Raw genomic sequence first — 14945 nt, 5'->3', positions numbered from 1 at the left:
GGAGGCCGCGATGAGCGACAGCGTCCGAAAAGCCGTCGGCGTCGAAACCATCGGCATGACCATGCGCTTCGGCGGCTTCACCGCGCTGGACGCCGTGTCGGTGAAAGTGCCGGCAGGTTCCTTTCACGCGCTGCTTGGCGAGAATGGCGCCGGCAAGTCGACGCTGGTCAAATGCATGATGGGATTTTATCACCCGACATCAGGCGACATGCTGGTCGACGGCCGCGAGGTGGCAATCGCCAGTCCGCGCGACGCTTCGGCGCTTGGGCTCGGCATGGTCTACCAGCATTTCACCCTAGTGCCATCGCTGACAGGGGCGGAAAACCTCGTCATCTCGCGCGAGAAGGTTCCTGGCATCATCGACTGGCGCAAGGAGCGCAGCGACCTTGCCGTGTTCATGGAGCGCATGCCGTTCAAGCTGCCGCTCGACGTCAAGGTGGCGGAGCTTGCTGCTGGCGAAAAGCAGAAGCTCGAAATCATCAAGCAGCTTTATCTTGGCCGCTCCTTCCTGGTGCTGGACGAGCCAACCTCGGTGCTGACGCCCGGCGAGGCGCAAGAGGTGCTGGGGCTTGTGCGCGACATGACGAAAGCCGGCGACCTCACCGTGCTGATGATCTCGCACAAATTCCATGAGGTGACCGCCTTCGCCGACGATGTCAGCGTGCTGCGCAAGGGCAAGCTGACGGGAACCGGCCGCGTCGCCGACCTGGACCATAAGGCGATGGCCGCGATGATGATCGGCGACCAGCCGATCGCCGCCCTCGACAGCCGTGCGGCGCCGAAGCCGGATGCCGAGATCGTGCTGAAGGTCAGATCGCTGAAGGCGCCTGACCGCACCGGGCTGAAGTCGATCCGTATCGAGGATCTCGGTGTGCGATCGGGCGAGATCGTCGGCATCGCCGGTATTTCCGGCAACGGCCAGAAGGAATTTCTGGAAGTGCTGGCCGGTCAGCGTCCGCGCGAGGCCGGCGAGGTGCTGGTGCGCGGCGCCACCTACGCAGCGACGCGGGCCGAGGCGCGCGCGCTCAATGTCCGGCTCATTCCCGAGGAGCCGCTGAAGAATGCTTGCGCGCCGAAAATGACCGTGGCCGAGAACATCTCCTTTCGCACCTTCGACATGGACGGCAATGGCAGACCGGTGAGCTGGATCAATGCCAGTGCGATCCGTGCTTTCAGCGCCAGGCTAGTCGAACAGTTCAAGGTCAAGACCGCATCGCTGTCGTCGCCCATCGCCTCGCTGTCAGGCGGCAATGTGCAGCGCGCGGTGCTGGCGCGCGAACTGACCGGCGGGGTCGATCTGCTGATCGTCTCCAACCCATGCTTCGGCCTCGACTTCTCGGCGGTGGCCGAGATCCGCGCCCGTATCATGAAGGCGCGCAATGCCGGGGCCGCCGTGCTGCTGATGTCGGAGGACCTCGACGAACTGCTGGAACTGTCGGACCGCATCTTCGTCATGTCGGACGGCGCGCTGGTCTACGAAACGCCGATCGCGCAGGCGAGCGTGCAGACCATCGGCGAACATATGGCGGGACATCATTGATGGCTGAAATCGATGCGCAGCCGTTTGCATTTGCATTCAAGTCCGACACGATGGCGCTGGTGGTCATCGACATGCAGCGCGATTTCGCCGAGCCGGGCGGCTTCGGCGCCAGCCTCGGCAACGATGTCAGCCGGGTCACCGCGATCGTGCCGACGGTGAAGAGACTGATCGAGGGGTTCCGCGCCGCCGGCCTGCCGGTGATCCACACCATGGAGTGCCACAGGGCTGACCTCTCCGACCTGCCGCCTGCCAAGCGCGACCGCGGCAATCCGTCGATCCGCATCGGCGATGTCGGGCCGATGGGCCGCGTGCTGATCGTTGGCGAGCCGGGAACGGCGATCCTCGACGAGCTGGCGCCGCTGCCCGGCGAGGTCGTCATCGAGAAGCCGGGCAAAGGCGCCTTCTACGCGACCAGTTTTGATGAGGAACTGAAGCGGCTCGGCGCGCGGCAACTGGTTTTCGCCGGCGTCACCACCGAAGTCTGCGTCCAGACGACGATGCGCGAGGCCAATGATCGCGGCTATGAGTGCCTGCTCGCCGAAGATGCGACGGAAAGCTATTTTCCCGAGTTCAAGGCGGCGGCCATCGCCATGATCCGGGCGCAAGGCGCCATTGTCGGCTGGACGGCGACGACCGACCAGGTGCTGCAAGGACTTGCCGATGGCTAATCTGAGTTTTGCCGGCCTCGTCGGTGGCGGCTGGCGCGAGCTGGCATTCGAGCCTTTTCGCGAAGGCATCACGGTGCACTGGCTGCTCAAGGGCGGACCGGTCGAGCCGTCGGTGGCGATCCTCGACTACCGGCCCGGCGCCGGCGTACCGCGCCACCGCCATGTCGGGCTTGAAACCATCGTCGTGCTCGAGGGTACGCAGAGCGACGAGAATGGCGACTATCCCACGGGAAGCGTCATCCTGAACCCGGTCGGGACCGAGCATTCGGTGTGGACCAAGGACGGCTGCGTCGTGCTGATCCAGTGGGACCTGCCCGTCATCATTCTGGGAGAGGCCACATGAACGAGATCCGCTTCGACATCGGCGGCCTGCACGCGGCCTATGCGGCCGGCGTCAGCGTTGCTGACATGGTCGATACAGTTCACGCCCGCATCGAGGCGGCGCACGATCCCGGCATCTTCATTCATCTCGCCGGCAAGGCAGAGATGCTGGCGCAGGCGAAACAGCTCGGGCCGTTCGATCCGGTGGCCAAGCCGCTGTGGGGCGTGCCGTTCGCCGTCAAGGACAACATCGATGTTGCCGGCATGCCGACCACGGCGGCCTGCGCCGAATATGCCTATACGCCCGACAAGGATGCCACGGTGGTGGCGCGGCTGAAGGCCGCCGGCGCGCTGGTGGTGGGCAAGACCAATCTCGACCAATTCGCCACCGGTCTTGTCGGCGTGCGCACGCCCTATCCGATCCCGAGGAACGCTGTCGATGCCAGCCTGGTGCCCGGCGGCTCCTCTTCGGGATCCGCCGTTGCGACGGCGCGCGGCATCGTCTCCTTCGCGCTTGGCACCGACACCGCCGGGTCCGGCCGCATCCCCGCCGGTCTCAACAACATCGTCGGGCTGAAGCCGACAGTCGGCGCGCTTTCGGCCGCCGGCGTTGTGCCAGCCTGCCGTACGCTCGACTGCATCTCAGTATTCGCGCTCACCGTAGACGATGCCTACGCAGTGTACGGCGTGGCGGCGGCCAAGGACCCGGCCGATGCCTATTCGCGCGCCATCAAGGTGCCGGCGCTTGCCGCTCGCCCACCCGTGCTGACGGTCGGCCTGCCGCAGAAGGCGGATTTGAAATTCTTCGGCGACGCATCGATGCAGACGGGCTTTGAGGCGGCGCTTGGCTTGCTGGAAAAGCTTGGTTGCCGGCTGGTCGAAATTCCGTTCGCCGATTTCTACGCCACCGCAAATCTTCTCTATGAAGGAGCCTGGGTTGCCGAACGCTACGCGGCGATCCGCGACTTCATGGACGCCAACGAAGCCGCAATGCATCCGGTAACGCGCAAAATCATTGGCGGCGCGCGCGGCCTGTCAGCGGCCGATGCCTTCAACGGCCTCTATGCGCTTCAGGCCTACAAGGCCAAGCTCGCCCCGATCATCGCCTCTGTCGACCTGTTCTGTGTGCCGACGGCACCAACGCATTACGCTCTCCAGGCGGTGCTTGCCGATCCGATCACCACCAACAGTCGGCTCGGTACCTATACAAATTTCGTCAATCTGCTCGATATGTGCGGCATCGCCGTGCCGACCGGCAAGCGCGACGATGGGCTGCCGATGAGCGTGACCCTGCTGGGTATGGTGGGCAGGGATTGGCTCACGGCGTCGCTCGCGCGCGACGTTCATGCCATGAGCGCTCTTCCGCTCGGCGCGACCGGCTGGGCGCAGCCGGGGAGTGCCTTGCCTGGCAACGTTGCACAAGACCAGACGATTGATCTGGTGGTGGTCGGCGCGCATCTGTCGGGGATGCCGCTCAACGGTCAGCTAAGGGACCTAGGCGCCCAATTCTCGAGAGTAACGAAAACCACACCTGCCTACCGGCTCTACGCGCTTGCCGGCCAATCCGTGCCCAAGCCGGGCCTTGTCCGGGTCTCCAGGGATGGAATGCGAATAGACGTCGAGGTCTGGCGGCTGGGTCCGGAGGCGTTCGGACGATTCGTCGCCGCCATCCCCCCACCGCTGGGCGTAGGAACGATCGAACTCGAGGATGGCAGCGCAGCCAAGGGGTTTTTGGTGGAAACCGCCGGCCTGACTGACGCCGCCGATATCTCCGCCTATGGCGGGTGGCGCAGTTTTGTAAGACGCGACCAAGAAAGGGCCAACATTCTCGCGACCTAGAAACGCAGTCTCCGACGATGTCTGCTTCAGGAAACGGCGAAGGTGAACTTAATGACCAAGCGATTCCGAGATCGCAAGGAAAATCGCCGGGGTAGTTCTGGTCAGAAAGAGGGGTTCGAGTCCACGTTGTGGGCCGCCTCTGAAATATCTATCAAAATCAACTACTTGAATGAGACTTTTGGTGGGCCCGGAGGGACTCGAACCCCCAACCAAGCGGTTATGAGCCGCCGGCTCTAACCATTGAGCTACAGGCCCCACGCGGGCTGGATTAATGTTTTTCGCATCGCCGCACAAGGCTTTACCGGCGGGCTTTCGCAGATCGCCCAAATCAACCCATAATCGCGCTCTACGCGACCCTTGCGACCTGATCGCAGACCAAGGAGATTTTCATGACCAAACATCTTTTGCCCCTCGCGCTCGCCGCTGCAATCGCCTTTCCGGCGATGGCTGGAGCCACCGACCTGCCGACGCCGCCCCGCATCATCGTGTCCGGCGAGGGCGAAGCAACCGTGGCTCCCGATCTGGCGATCCTGACGCTCAGCGTCATGCGCGAAGCCAAGACGGCGCGCGCCGCGCTCGACGCCAACAATGACGCCATGGCCGCCGTGATCGCCGCGATGAAGGCCGCAGGCATCAAGGATCGCGACCTGCAGACCGCGGGCATCCAGATCAACCCCCGCTACAACTACACCAACAAGCCCGACGGCAGCCAGGAGGCCGAACTCATCGCCTATCAGGTGACCAATACGCTTTCGGTGCGCGTGCGCGACGTCGACAAGACAGGCGAGGTCCTCGACAAGGCGGTGTCGCTCGGCGTCAACCAGGGCGGCGGCATCGCCTTCACCAATGACAATCCGGCGGCCACCGTCACCGAGGCGCGCAAGAAGGCTGTCGCCGACGCCACGGCCAAGGCCAGGACGCTGGCCGAGGCGGCCGGCGTCAGCCTCGGCCGGGTGCTCGAGATCACGGATCAGAACATCAGGCCGGCGCCGATGCCGATCAACGCCAAAGCCTTCGACGCCGCGGCCGGGGCAGCGCCGGTGCAGGCCGGCGAGAACGCCTACAATGTCCAGGTCACCGTTACCTTCGAACTGAAGTAACCGGGTTGAGTGGATGGCCGGTCCTGCCGGCCATCGTCCGTCCCTTGGCCCGCATGAAAAACCCCGCGGGATCGCTCCCGCGGGGTTTTTTCGAGCCGCATCCGCCCAATGGGACAGGGGCTCCGCTAGTCCAGACCGACCTTCATGGAAGGTCGTGTCTCCAGGCTGGTCTTCGCAGAAGATCAGCCTCCAGGCCTAAGCCTCAGCGATAGATGACCGGGCAACCGCGCTCGTTGGCGAACACGATGACGACACGGTCGCCGTCCTGACGGCCCATCACCTTGACCACGCGACGGTTGGCATCGACGATGCGGGCTCGGTAGAGGCCCATGCGCTCGGCCTTGTCGAGGGCGCGATCCGGCGAGCAGCCGCGGCGCCAGCCGTCGCGGCGCCAGTCGTCGCGGCGATGCCGATAGCCGTCGTCGCCGGCATAGACGCCGAAGCGCGGATCCTGGTTGTTGCCGAAGCCGAGATAGAGGCTGTCGGCATGGGCGGGGATGGCCGTCAGCGCGCCGAGGCCGACCAGAGCCGAAAGCGCTGCCGTCTTGATGGTGGTGTACATGGTTCTCTCTCCTTGTTGCGGGCTTGCGCCCGTCCTCGTGAAACCGATGGCGGGAGAATGCACTGGCCTGCCTGAACTGTTTACGAACTGCCCGTTCATCTGCGGTTCATCTGGCGCCGGCGGGGCAAAGCCCCGGTCATTTGCAAATCCCTCGCCGGCCAAATCCCTTGCCGGCATTCAAACAATATCCGCGCCAAACGCCTCCCTCGTCCTTGTTCCCGACAGGCAAACTCCTGCCGATGTCCGCGCCTCAGGGCTCGTCGTCGAGCATATAGTCAAAATAGTCTTCCGGCTCGGCAAGGTCGGTCTCGCTGGCCTTGACCCGGCCGCGCATCGAGATGCCGGCCTCATGCACGGTCTCGGCACTGCCCGATACCAACCGGTGCCACCAGTAGAGGTCGCGGCCCTCGGCCACCAGCCGGTAGGCGCAGGTGCTGGGCAGCCAGCTGATGGTGCGCACATTCTGCGGCGTCAGCCCGACGCAATCGGGAACGCGCGCCAGTCGGTTGGCATAGTCGGCACAGCGGCAGCTTTCGGCGTCGAACAGCCGGCAGCCGACGCTGGTCCAGTAGATTTCGCCGGTGTCTTCGTCCTCGAGCTTCGACAGGCAGCACTTGCCGCAGCCGTCGCAGAGCGATTCCCACTCCGTGGGGCTCATCTCTTCCAGCGTCTTGGTTTTCCAGAACGGCGTTTCCATTTCCGGCATGTGGCCCCAGCCGACGCCGAGGTCAAGCGCTGCAAGAGCGGGAAATGGCGCGGTAACTCGTTCGAATGACACGAATTTGCCTTCAAAAGGCCGGCCAATAGCCCCGTACGGCCCCTAACGATGCGCCGCTGGAACCAATTTCGTTAAAAGCGGTTTCGGCAAGGATGGGACCCCACAAGGAGAATTTCGATGAAACGCCAACCACGGATTCTGGCAGGCACAGCCCTTGGCCTGTTGATGGCATCCGCGCCGTTAGGCGCGTCCCCGCTCCAGGGGACAGCCGCGTTCGGCCCCATGCAGCGCGGCGCGACGCCGCTGATCATCCTGGCGCAGGACACGCCCACCGATCAGGGGCAGAGCGACCAGGAACAGCTGCGCAAGAAGAAGCGCGAGCAGCAGCAGCAGACGGAGTCCGCTCCCGCCGCCGAGAAGCCCGCCCCCGCGGCCGAAGAACAGCAGCCGCGCAAGAAGAAGCGCGACCAGCAGCAGCAGGCTGAGCAGGCACCGGCCGGCGAGGCAGCGCCGGCGACGGACGAGCAGCAGCCGCGCAGGAAGAAGCGCGACCAGCAGCAGCAGGCCGAGCAGGCGCCCGCCGGCGAGGCAGCGCCCGCCACCGACGAGCAGCAGCCGCGCAGGAAGAAGCGCGACCAGCAGCAGCAGGCTGAGCAGGCGCCCGCCGGCGAGGCAGCGCCCGCCACCGACGAGCAGCAGCCGCGCAGGAAGAAGCGCGACCAGCAGCAGCAGACCCAACAGGCGCCCGCCGGCGAGGCAGCGCCCGCCACCGACGAGCAGCAGCCGCGCAGGAAGAAGCGCGACCAGCAGCAGCAGACCGAACAGGCGCCCGCCGGCGAGGCAGCGCCCGCCAACGACAACCAGCCGGTCAAGCCCGGCAGGAAACACAAGCAGGATCAGCAGAAAGAGGCGCCGGCCGCCGTGCCGGAGACCGCCCCGACGCCCAAGGAAGCTCCTGCCGGCGAAGCGACGCCGAAGGTTGAACCGGCCCCCGCCGGCGAGCAGCCTGCCGCCCAGGGCGAGCAGTCGCAGGACAAGACGAAGAAACACGGCAGGAAACCGGCTGGCGAACCGCCGGCGACCGGTGAGCAGCCTGCGACCGGCGAACAGCCGCTGACCGGCAAACAGCCCGCCACCGGCGAACAGCCGGCGACGGGAGAGCAGCCCGCCACCGGCGGGAAGGCCGCGCCTGTCCAGGGCGAAAACCCCGTTCAGGGGGAAGCACCCGCCGACAAGAACGCCGCCCCCATCCTCGACAGCCAGAAGGATGCCAAGCGCAAGGGTCGCGGCGAGAATGGCCAGGGCGGCCGCAAGCCCGCCAACCAGAATGGCGAAGAGCAGAATGGTGGGCAGCAAAATGGCGGGCAGAATGCCCAGGAGGGCGGTAACCAGGGCCGCAAGCCGGTAGTGGCGCCGGTGGATCAGGGTCCGCCCCCAACGGACGATAGGACCGCCCAGGAGGCGATCAGGCCCGAAAAGATCGTGCCTGTGACTCAGGAGCAGGGCAAGCGCCTCGAGCGCGCGCCTGACGAGGACATTCGTGATCGCCGCCGGCCCAAGGGCGTCGACGTGCTCAAGGAGATCGGTGACCGGGTCATCATCCAGTTCAACGATCAGACGTTCGTCCAGAGCAATGATCGCCCGCGCCTGACCCGCGGCGCCAAGGACGTCTACTACGAGGACCTGCCGCAGGGCCGCACGCGCGAGACGGTCGAGCGCGACAATGGCTTCCGGATCGTCACCATCCGCAACCGCTACGGCGACATTCTGCAGCGGTCGCGCATCGCGCCCGACGGTCGCGAATATGTGCTGAGCTATGTCGACGAGCGCAGCTACCAGGACGAAAACGACTGGCGCGATCCCGGCGATGACCTGCCGCCGATCCGGCTGACCATCCCGCGCCGGGATTACATTCTCGATTCCGAGGATGTCGAAAGCGACGACGACTACTATACCTTCCTCGAACAGCCGCCGGTGGAGAAGGTGCAGCGCCTCTATTCGATCAACGAGGTCAAGCGTTCGGCCCGCGTGCGTGACATTGCTCGGCGCATTGACCTCGACACGCTGAACTTCGAATTCGGCTCTTCTTCGATCTCCGACACCGAGGTGCAGAAACTGGAGGGCGTCGCCAACGCCATGGAGAAACTGCTGAAGAAGAACCCAGCCGAGACCTTCCTGATCGAGGGCCATACCGACGCCGTCGGAACGCCGGAGGCGAACCTTGCACTGTCGGATCGCCGTGCCGAAGCGGTTGCGGAAGCGCTGACCAATGCCTTCGGCATCCCGCCCGAGAATCTGACGACACAGGGTTATGGCGAGGAGTATCTGAAGGTCGACACCTCGGCGCCCAACCGCGAGAACAGGCGCGTCGCCATCCGTCGCATCACCTCGCTGGTGGCGCCGGTGGCGAGCAACAATTGACCTGCGTTTCCAGCGCCTTGCGGTGATTTCTGGAATCAGGTCGGCAATAGCAGCTCATCCCGGTCACCGGGATGGGCTGGAACTGGCAGCAGCGCTGCCGGGTCAACAAGAATTGTACAGCCCTTGGAGCCGGCTCATTGAATCACCGGGCTTCGCACCCCAGATTCTGCACTGGGCGTTCCCTGCCCCGTCCCGACTCCAGCGGGACGCATCGAGCCCCGCCGGCCCTCTCCGGCGGGGTTTTTTGCATCAAGCCCATCGATGGTCTGGTGGCCGAATACGCTGCCAACGCCGGCTGAGGGGCCTGAGCAAGGCAGGCGTGAATGAGAGACCGCGCTCCAATGCTTGTCAACTTTCCGACGAATTGATACCATCTATTGGTATCGGAGATTGATGATGCCCAAGAACACGTCCATCACATTGGGTGATCAGTACGACGCCTTTATCCAGCGACAGATCGCGAGCGGCCGCTTCGGCTCAGCCAGCGAAGCCGTTCGCGCAGGCCTGCGTCTTTTGGAAGAACAGGAACTGAAGCTTGAGCAGCTTCGGGCTGCTATTGATGAGGGGGACAACTCTGGCGATCCCGAGCCATTCGACATCGAGGCTTTTCTCAAGTCCAAGAAACACCGGTGAAGCGGACCGTCCGGTTTTCGCCGAAGGCGAAAGCAGACCTGGACGCCATATGGGACCATTCCTTAGGTGAATGGGGCGCGGAGCGAGCGGAGGCGTATATCCGCACCATCCACTCCGTGGTCAAACTTATAGATCAATTCCCAACGATCGCGAGAAGCGCCTCGAATATCCGTCCGGATTTGTTGAAGTATGCCGTCGGGTCACACGTGGTGTTTCTGCGAATGGGCCAGGGATCCATCAACGTCGTACGCATTTTGCATCAGCGCATGGACTATCCCAGGCATTTCTAGAAGGCTGTCCTGATCTTCGTATCGGAATTCGCAAACACCTCGTCCGGCACAAAGAAATCTCCCGCCAGCGGTCCGGTAGCCCCGGGCGCATAGACCGAGAAATCGTTGACGCCCTCGGCGCGCAGCACCTCCTCGTCGATGTAGAAATTGCCTGTTGCCTCGCGCGACGGCCGCATGAAGATCGCATGCGCGGCGTCGGCCATGATATCGGGCGAGCGGCTCATCGCCGCCACGGTCGCCCCGCCCAGGAGATTGCGCACCGCCGCCGTGTCGATGGTCGAGATCGGCCACAGCGAATTGACCGCGATGCCATCCCTGGCGAATTCCGCGCTCATGCCCAGCGTGCACATCGACATGCCGAACTTGGCCATGGTGTAGGCGACGTGGTTCTTGAACCATTTGGCCTTCATGTCGAGCGGCGGCGCCAGATTCAGGATGTGAGGGTTTTTGGCCAACTTCAGGTGCGGAATGCATGTTTTGGACACGAGGAAGGTGCCGCGCGTGTTGATCTGATGCATCAGATCGTAGCGCTTCATGTCGGTTTCCAGCGTGCCTGTGAGCTGGATGGCACTGGCATTGTTGACGCAGATATCGATGCCGCCGAATTTCTCGACGGTTTTGGCGACCGCCTCGGCGACCTGCGCCTCCTCGCGGATGTCGCACAGCACCGGCAGCGCCTTGCCGCCCGCCTGCTCGATCTCTTCAGCGGCGGTGTAGATGGTGCCCGGCAGCTTCGGATGCGGCTCGGCGGTCTTGGCCGCGATGGTCACATTGGCGCCGTCGCGCGCGGCCCGCAGCGCGATCGCCAGCCCGATGCCGCGCGACCCGCCGGAGATAAACAGCGTCTTTCCCTCGAGCGACATTTTCTTCGCCTCCCTGCAACTTTTCGTCGGCGCGATCCTTGCCCGCGCCGCGGCGGGATACAAGAGCTTGCGACAGGAAGCCATGGTGACGCTGCGGAGGCCGATGGCACCCGGCGGAGCTGAATTTCGGTGACTGCATTGCCTACGCCACGGCAAGGCTCGAAGCCATGCCATTGCTTTTCAAGGGCGATAACCTTCGACTGACCGATATCGAAACGGCCGTCTGAGCAATATCAGACCAGCACCAGCCCCTGACGCATCGCAATGGCGATGGCATCCGTACGATTGGCGGCCCCGAGCTTGATCAGGATCGCGGCGACATGGAACTTCGCCGTGTGCACGGAAATGTTGAGCCGCCGCGCGATCACCTTGTTGGGCGCCCCTTCGGCAAGCAGCGCCAGCACTTCCGCCTCGCGCGGGGACAGCGCTGGCCGGGCGGCGTGCTCGTCCAAAACTTCATCCTCGAACGGCTCGCCTGCGTGGAAATCCTCGCGATGTCCGGGCGCGCGGCCATTGCCCGATATGCTGTAGCCAGCGGCGGCCAACCGCGCCGCCGCGGCGATCAGCAGGTCGTCCGCGCCGGCGGGCATGACGGCAAACACTTCGCCGGCAGGCCGCTCTGCGCTGGCACGCGCCGAGAGCAGCACCCGTGGCACCGAGGCCGGCACGGCATCACCGCTCCTGTCGTCGACGACCGCAACGTCGGCCCTGCCGCCGCCAACGACCATCGGCAACAGGTCGTCGCTGGCGGCAAGCGATGCCGCCAGGCGCTCGGCGCGTCCGGCATCGGCAAGCGCAATCAGCACCACCAGCCGCCGCGAAGCCGCACTGTCGGTCCCGATCCGGTCGCTGGCGAGTGTTTCCATCGATCCTCTCAGCTCAGCGGCTTTTCGCCGATAGTCAGCACGACGTCGCGCTGCTCGCCGCCGCGCACGACACCCAACGTCACCGAAGCGCCCGCGCTGTCGGGCCCGAGCCGGCGGATAAGGTCGCGCGGACCATGCACGGCCTCGCCGTTCCACGCCACGATGATGTCACCGAGCGAGAGGCCGGCGGCCTTGGCCGGGCCATTGTCGTCGAGGCTCATCACCATTGCGCCATGCGCGTCGCGGTCGCGAACCGGATGCAGGCCGGCGCCGAGATAGCCGCGCGCGACATGGCCCTTTTCGCGCAAGGTGGCGACGGCCCGTTCGATCGTCTCGTACGGCATGACCAGCGCGCGCCCGCGCGGCCCGAACAGCAGCATGCCGATCAGCGCGCCCTTGGCGTCGAGCACCGGGCCGCCCTCGAAGCGGCCGCCGGCGCCGACGGCCAGATTGATGCGCCGGTCGATGGCGCCGCCGCGCATCGAGCGCCAGGCCGGACCAACCTCGCCGACCGAGCCGGACACAGCCAGTGCCGAACCCTGGCTGTTGCCGATGGCAATGGCGATGTTGCCCGGCCGAACGGCATCGGCCTTGGCAAGGGCAGGCGCGTTGGCCGCATCCGCCGGCTTCATCAGGGCGACGCCCGTCGAAGGATCGCGACCGACCAGCTCGGCCTTCACTGTCTCGCCCGAAGCCAGCGTCAGTTCGATCTCCTCGCCGGCCTCGACGGCTTCCTCGGCGGTGACGAAATAACCGTCCCTCCAATGGAAGGCACTGGCCGTGCGGTGATGATGGGTGGTGAAGCTCGCCGTTGCGGGGGCGGCCTTGGCGGCCAGATCGGCGATGGCGTCTGAAAACGCGCTCAGATTGAAGTCGCTCATAAGGGTCTCCTGGGTTTCTTGCATGTCCCAGATATCGCTCGACGGCGCGCCTGCAGGTACTCGCCTGACGGCTAGTTACGGGTTCGACTGGCCATCTGGTCAGGTCGCGGCGGTTCGGGCCGCTCCGCACATATAGTCACGAAAAAGCCTGAAAACACGGAACCCAACTGATGGCCCTCGCCGCCCCCAAAATCCAATCCGATGACACCTTGCTCGACGCCTATTCCGAAACAGTAGCCGACGCCGTCGACCGCATCGGCCCGGCGGTCTGCCGCATCGAGCGCATCGGCGGCCCGGGCGGCCATGGCTCGGGCTTCGTCATCGCGCCGGACGGCTTGGTCGTCACCAATTTCCATGTCGTCGGCGATGCAAAGACGGTGCGCGTTTCGATGCCGGACGGCGCCTCCAGCGAGGGCCGCGTGCTCGGCCGCGATCCCGATACCGACATCGCCCTGGTGCGCGCCGACGGCAGCTTCGCCGATGTGGCGCCGCTCGGCGATTCCAAGCGGCTGCGGCGCGGCCAGATCGCGATTGCCATCGGCAATCCGCTCGGCTTCGAGTGGACGGTCACCTCTGGCGTCGTCTCGGCGCTCGGCCGCTCGATGCGCGCTTCGACCGGCAGGCTGATCGACGACGTCATCCAGACCGATGCGGCGCTCAACCCCGGCAATTCCGGTGGGCCGCTGGTGTCGTCGGCGGGCGAAGTGATCGGCGTCAACACCGCCATGATCCACGGCGCGCAAGGCATCGCCTTCGCCGTCGCTTCCAACACCGCAAGATTCGTCATCTCCGAGATCATCCGCTTCGGCCGGGTGCGCCGCGCCTTCATCGGCATCTCCGCCGACACCGTCAATTTGCCGCGCCGCGCAGCACTCTTGTCGCAGGTCTCGACCAGCACGGCCGTACGGCTGCGCAGTGTCGAGAAGGACGGCCCGGCGGCCAAGGCGGGTCTCAAGGAAGGCGACATCATCGCCGCCATTGACGGACGACCGGTCACCGGCGTCGACGACCTCGTGCGCATGCTCGACGCCGAGCGCATCGGCCGCGAGACCCAGTGCACCGTGGTGCGCCGCACCGGCGTCAGCCATGTGGCGGTGACACCGGTGGCAAGGGCGAGCTGAGGCGGCCGCTCAAGCCCCCGCCGCGCCTTCCGCATACTGCGCCAGGAACTCCTCGCTGGGCGGGATCGGCTTGATGACGTCGATCAGCACGCCGTTGGGGTCTTTGGTGATGAAATGGCGCTGGCCGAAGGGCTCGTCGCGCAGCGTGCGCAGGATCGGCAGGCCGGCAGCAAGGATCCGCTCATAGACCGCATCGGGATCCCTGACCTCGAAATTGATCAGCAGGCCCGAGGTCCGCCCTCGCCCCTCCTCCGGGATCGTCTCGTGGTTGCCCTGGACGATGCCGAGGTTCACCCTGCTGTTGTCCACCGATCGCAGGTGCACGTACCAGTCGCTCGTAAACAGGGCCCGGAAGTCGAAATGCTCGACATAGAAGGCCGCCGTGCCGGCGACATCGCCGGTCATCAGCACCGGATAGTAGCTCGTCGTCTTCATCTTTCCTTCTCCCGTCAATTAACATACAGTCTGCATGTAAAGTGGATTAACATACAGGCTGCATGTATGCAACAGGAATCCGGACGCCGCTCGAACCGCGACCGCACCGAGGCGACACGCGCCGACCTGATCGCGGCGGCGCGCAAACTGTTTACGGAGAAGTCCTATGCCGAGACCGGCACGCCGGAGATCGTCGCCGCCGCCGGCGTGACGCGCGGCGCGCTCTACCACCACTTTGCCGACAAGCAGGCGCTATTCGCCGCCGTGGTTGAACAGGAGGCCGCGGCGGTGGCGAAAGAGATCGACCGCGCCTCCCCGCCTTCGTTCAGCCCCCGCGATGCGCTGATTGCCGGGTCAGAAGCCTATCTCACCGCCATGCGCGCGCCCGGCCGCACGCGGCTCTTGCTGCTCGACGGCCCGGCCGTACTCGGCCGTGCCGCCATGGATGCCATCGATAACCGCCACGGCAACCGCTCGCTGCGTGAAGGCCTTGTCGCGGCCATGCGCGCACGATCGATGACAAAGCTGCCGGCGGAGGCGCTGACAGCCCTGCTCGGCTCGGCTTTCGATCGGGCGGCGCTCGCCATCGAGGCGGGCGCATCAGCCGAGGACTACCGCGCCGTCCTTATGGCGCTGATCGACGGACTGTCGCGCGCCTGAAGTTGGTTCCTGGTCAGCTCGGTGTTC

General features: G+C 65.2%; 16 protein-coding genes and 1 tRNA gene. 10 read left to right on the top strand and 7 right to left on the bottom strand.

The genetic code is table 11. From position 1 onward, the window contains the following. The first annotated feature begins 10 nt into the window (after nt 1-10). The 4 genes from EN861_RS29650 to atzF are packed head-to-tail and all read left to right on the top strand — an operon-like array spanning nt 11 to nt 4368. The gene (locus EN861_RS29650; RefSeq protein ID WP_135867294.1) at nt 11-1540 is read left to right on the top strand and encodes an ABC transporter ATP-binding protein; all 1530 of its coding nucleotides are present in this window, start codon (nt 11-13) and stop codon (nt 1538-1540) included. Continuing rightward, a complete protein-coding gene (locus EN861_RS29645; RefSeq protein WP_127870082.1) occupies nt 1540-2208 on the top strand; it encodes a cysteine hydrolase in 669 nt (222 codons plus the stop codon). The genes EN861_RS29650 and EN861_RS29645 overlap by 1 nt, the downstream gene beginning before the upstream one ends. Beyond that, nucleotides 2201-2551 (top strand): cupin domain-containing protein, encoded by a 351-nt coding sequence (locus EN861_RS29640; RefSeq protein WP_127870081.1) that lies wholly within the window; start codon nt 2201-2203, stop codon nt 2549-2551. Before EN861_RS29645 ends, EN861_RS29640 begins: the two co-directional genes overlap by 8 nt. Further along, a complete protein-coding gene (gene atzF / locus EN861_RS29635; protein ID WP_135867293.1) occupies nt 2548-4368 on the top strand; it encodes an allophanate hydrolase in 1821 nt (606 codons plus the stop codon). The genes EN861_RS29640 and atzF overlap by 4 nt, the downstream gene beginning before the upstream one ends. Before the next feature lie 179 nt (nt 4369-4547). Here the strand turns inward: atzF and EN861_RS29630 are convergent. After that, nucleotides 4548-4623: transfer RNA gene (locus tag EN861_RS29630), tRNA-Ile, on the bottom strand. Between the two features lie 134 nt (nt 4624-4757). On the opposite strand from EN861_RS29630, the gene EN861_RS29625 reads away from it, so the two are divergent. Beyond that, a complete protein-coding gene (locus EN861_RS29625) occupies nt 4758-5468 on the top strand; it encodes an SIMPL domain-containing protein (protein ID WP_127276910.1) in 711 nt (236 codons plus the stop codon). A 202-nt stretch (nt 5469-5670) separates the two neighbouring features. Here the strand turns inward: EN861_RS29625 and EN861_RS29620 are convergent, their stop codons facing one another. Beyond that, complete coding sequence (locus EN861_RS29620) at nt 5671-6030, bottom strand: hypothetical protein (protein ID WP_127276908.1); 360 nt, start codon at nt 6028-6030, stop codon at nt 5671-5673. 250 nt (nt 6031-6280) lie between these two features. Continuing rightward, nucleotides 6281-6727 (bottom strand): YcgN family cysteine cluster protein, encoded by a 447-nt coding sequence (locus EN861_RS29615; protein WP_127276920.1) that lies wholly within the window; start codon nt 6725-6727, stop codon nt 6281-6283. A 198-nt stretch (nt 6728-6925) separates the two neighbouring features. On the opposite strand from EN861_RS29615, the gene EN861_RS29610 reads away from it, so the two are divergent. The 3 genes from EN861_RS29610 (at nt 6926) to EN861_RS29600 (ending at nt 10092) form a co-directional block, all read left to right on the top strand. Further along, entirely contained in the window at nt 6926-9169 is a 2244-nt protein-coding gene (locus EN861_RS29610; protein WP_135867292.1) for an OmpA family protein, read from the top strand. 393 nt (nt 9170-9562) lie between these two features. Next, nucleotides 9563-9802 carry a type II toxin-antitoxin system ParD family antitoxin gene (locus EN861_RS29605; protein ID WP_245464295.1) on the top strand — a complete coding sequence of 80 codons (240 nt, stop codon included), beginning with the start codon at nt 9563-9565 and terminating at the stop codon, nt 9800-9802. Then, nucleotides 9799-10092 carry a type II toxin-antitoxin system RelE/ParE family toxin gene (locus EN861_RS29600; protein ID WP_127276902.1) on the top strand — a complete coding sequence of 98 codons (294 nt, stop codon included), beginning with the start codon at nt 9799-9801 and terminating at the stop codon, nt 10090-10092. The genes EN861_RS29605 and EN861_RS29600 overlap by 4 nt, the downstream gene beginning before the upstream one ends. Here EN861_RS29600 and EN861_RS29595 read toward each other — a convergent pair. The 3 genes from EN861_RS29595 to EN861_RS29580 form a co-directional block, all read right to left on the bottom strand. Next, on the bottom strand, nt 10089-10955 hold the full coding sequence (locus EN861_RS29595; protein WP_135867291.1) for an NAD(P)-dependent oxidoreductase: 867 nt from the start codon (nt 10953-10955) through the stop codon (nt 10089-10091). The genes EN861_RS29600 and EN861_RS29595 overlap by 4 nt on opposite strands. A 233-nt stretch (nt 10956-11188) precedes the next feature. Beyond that, nucleotides 11189-11821 carry a helix-turn-helix transcriptional regulator gene (locus tag EN861_RS29585; protein WP_135867290.1) on the bottom strand — a complete coding sequence of 211 codons (633 nt, stop codon included), beginning with the start codon at nt 11819-11821 and terminating at the stop codon, nt 11189-11191. An 8-nt stretch (nt 11822-11829) separates the two neighbouring features. Beyond that, the gene (locus EN861_RS29580) at nt 11830-12702 is read right to left on the bottom strand and encodes a S1C family serine protease (RefSeq protein ID WP_135867289.1); all 873 of its coding nucleotides are present in this window, start codon (nt 12700-12702) and stop codon (nt 11830-11832) included. Between the two features lie 170 nt (nt 12703-12872). Between EN861_RS29580 and EN861_RS29575 the strand changes: the two genes are divergently transcribed. After that, on the top strand, nt 12873-13823 hold the full coding sequence (locus EN861_RS29575) for a trypsin-like peptidase domain-containing protein (RefSeq protein ID WP_135867288.1): 951 nt from the start codon (nt 12873-12875) through the stop codon (nt 13821-13823). A 9-nt stretch (nt 13824-13832) separates the two neighbouring features. On the opposite strand, the gene EN861_RS29570 is transcribed toward EN861_RS29575, so the two are convergent. Then, nucleotides 13833-14258 (bottom strand): VOC family protein, encoded by a 426-nt coding sequence (locus EN861_RS29570; protein ID WP_135867287.1) that lies wholly within the window; start codon nt 14256-14258, stop codon nt 13833-13835. Nucleotides 14259-14324: 66 nt separating this feature from the next. Between EN861_RS29570 and EN861_RS29565 the strand changes: the two genes are divergently transcribed. Beyond that, nucleotides 14325-14918 (top strand): TetR/AcrR family transcriptional regulator, encoded by a 594-nt coding sequence (locus EN861_RS29565; RefSeq protein WP_127870069.1) that lies wholly within the window; start codon nt 14325-14327, stop codon nt 14916-14918. Nucleotides 14919-14945 lie beyond the last annotated feature (27 nt).

Origin of the sequence: Mesorhizobium sp. M8A.F.Ca.ET.218.01.1.1 (genome assembly GCF_004791165.1) — a bacterium.
Taxonomy (GTDB): Bacteria; Pseudomonadota; Alphaproteobacteria; order Rhizobiales; family Rhizobiaceae; genus Mesorhizobium.
This window is presented reverse-complemented; position numbering and strand designations above follow the sequence as displayed.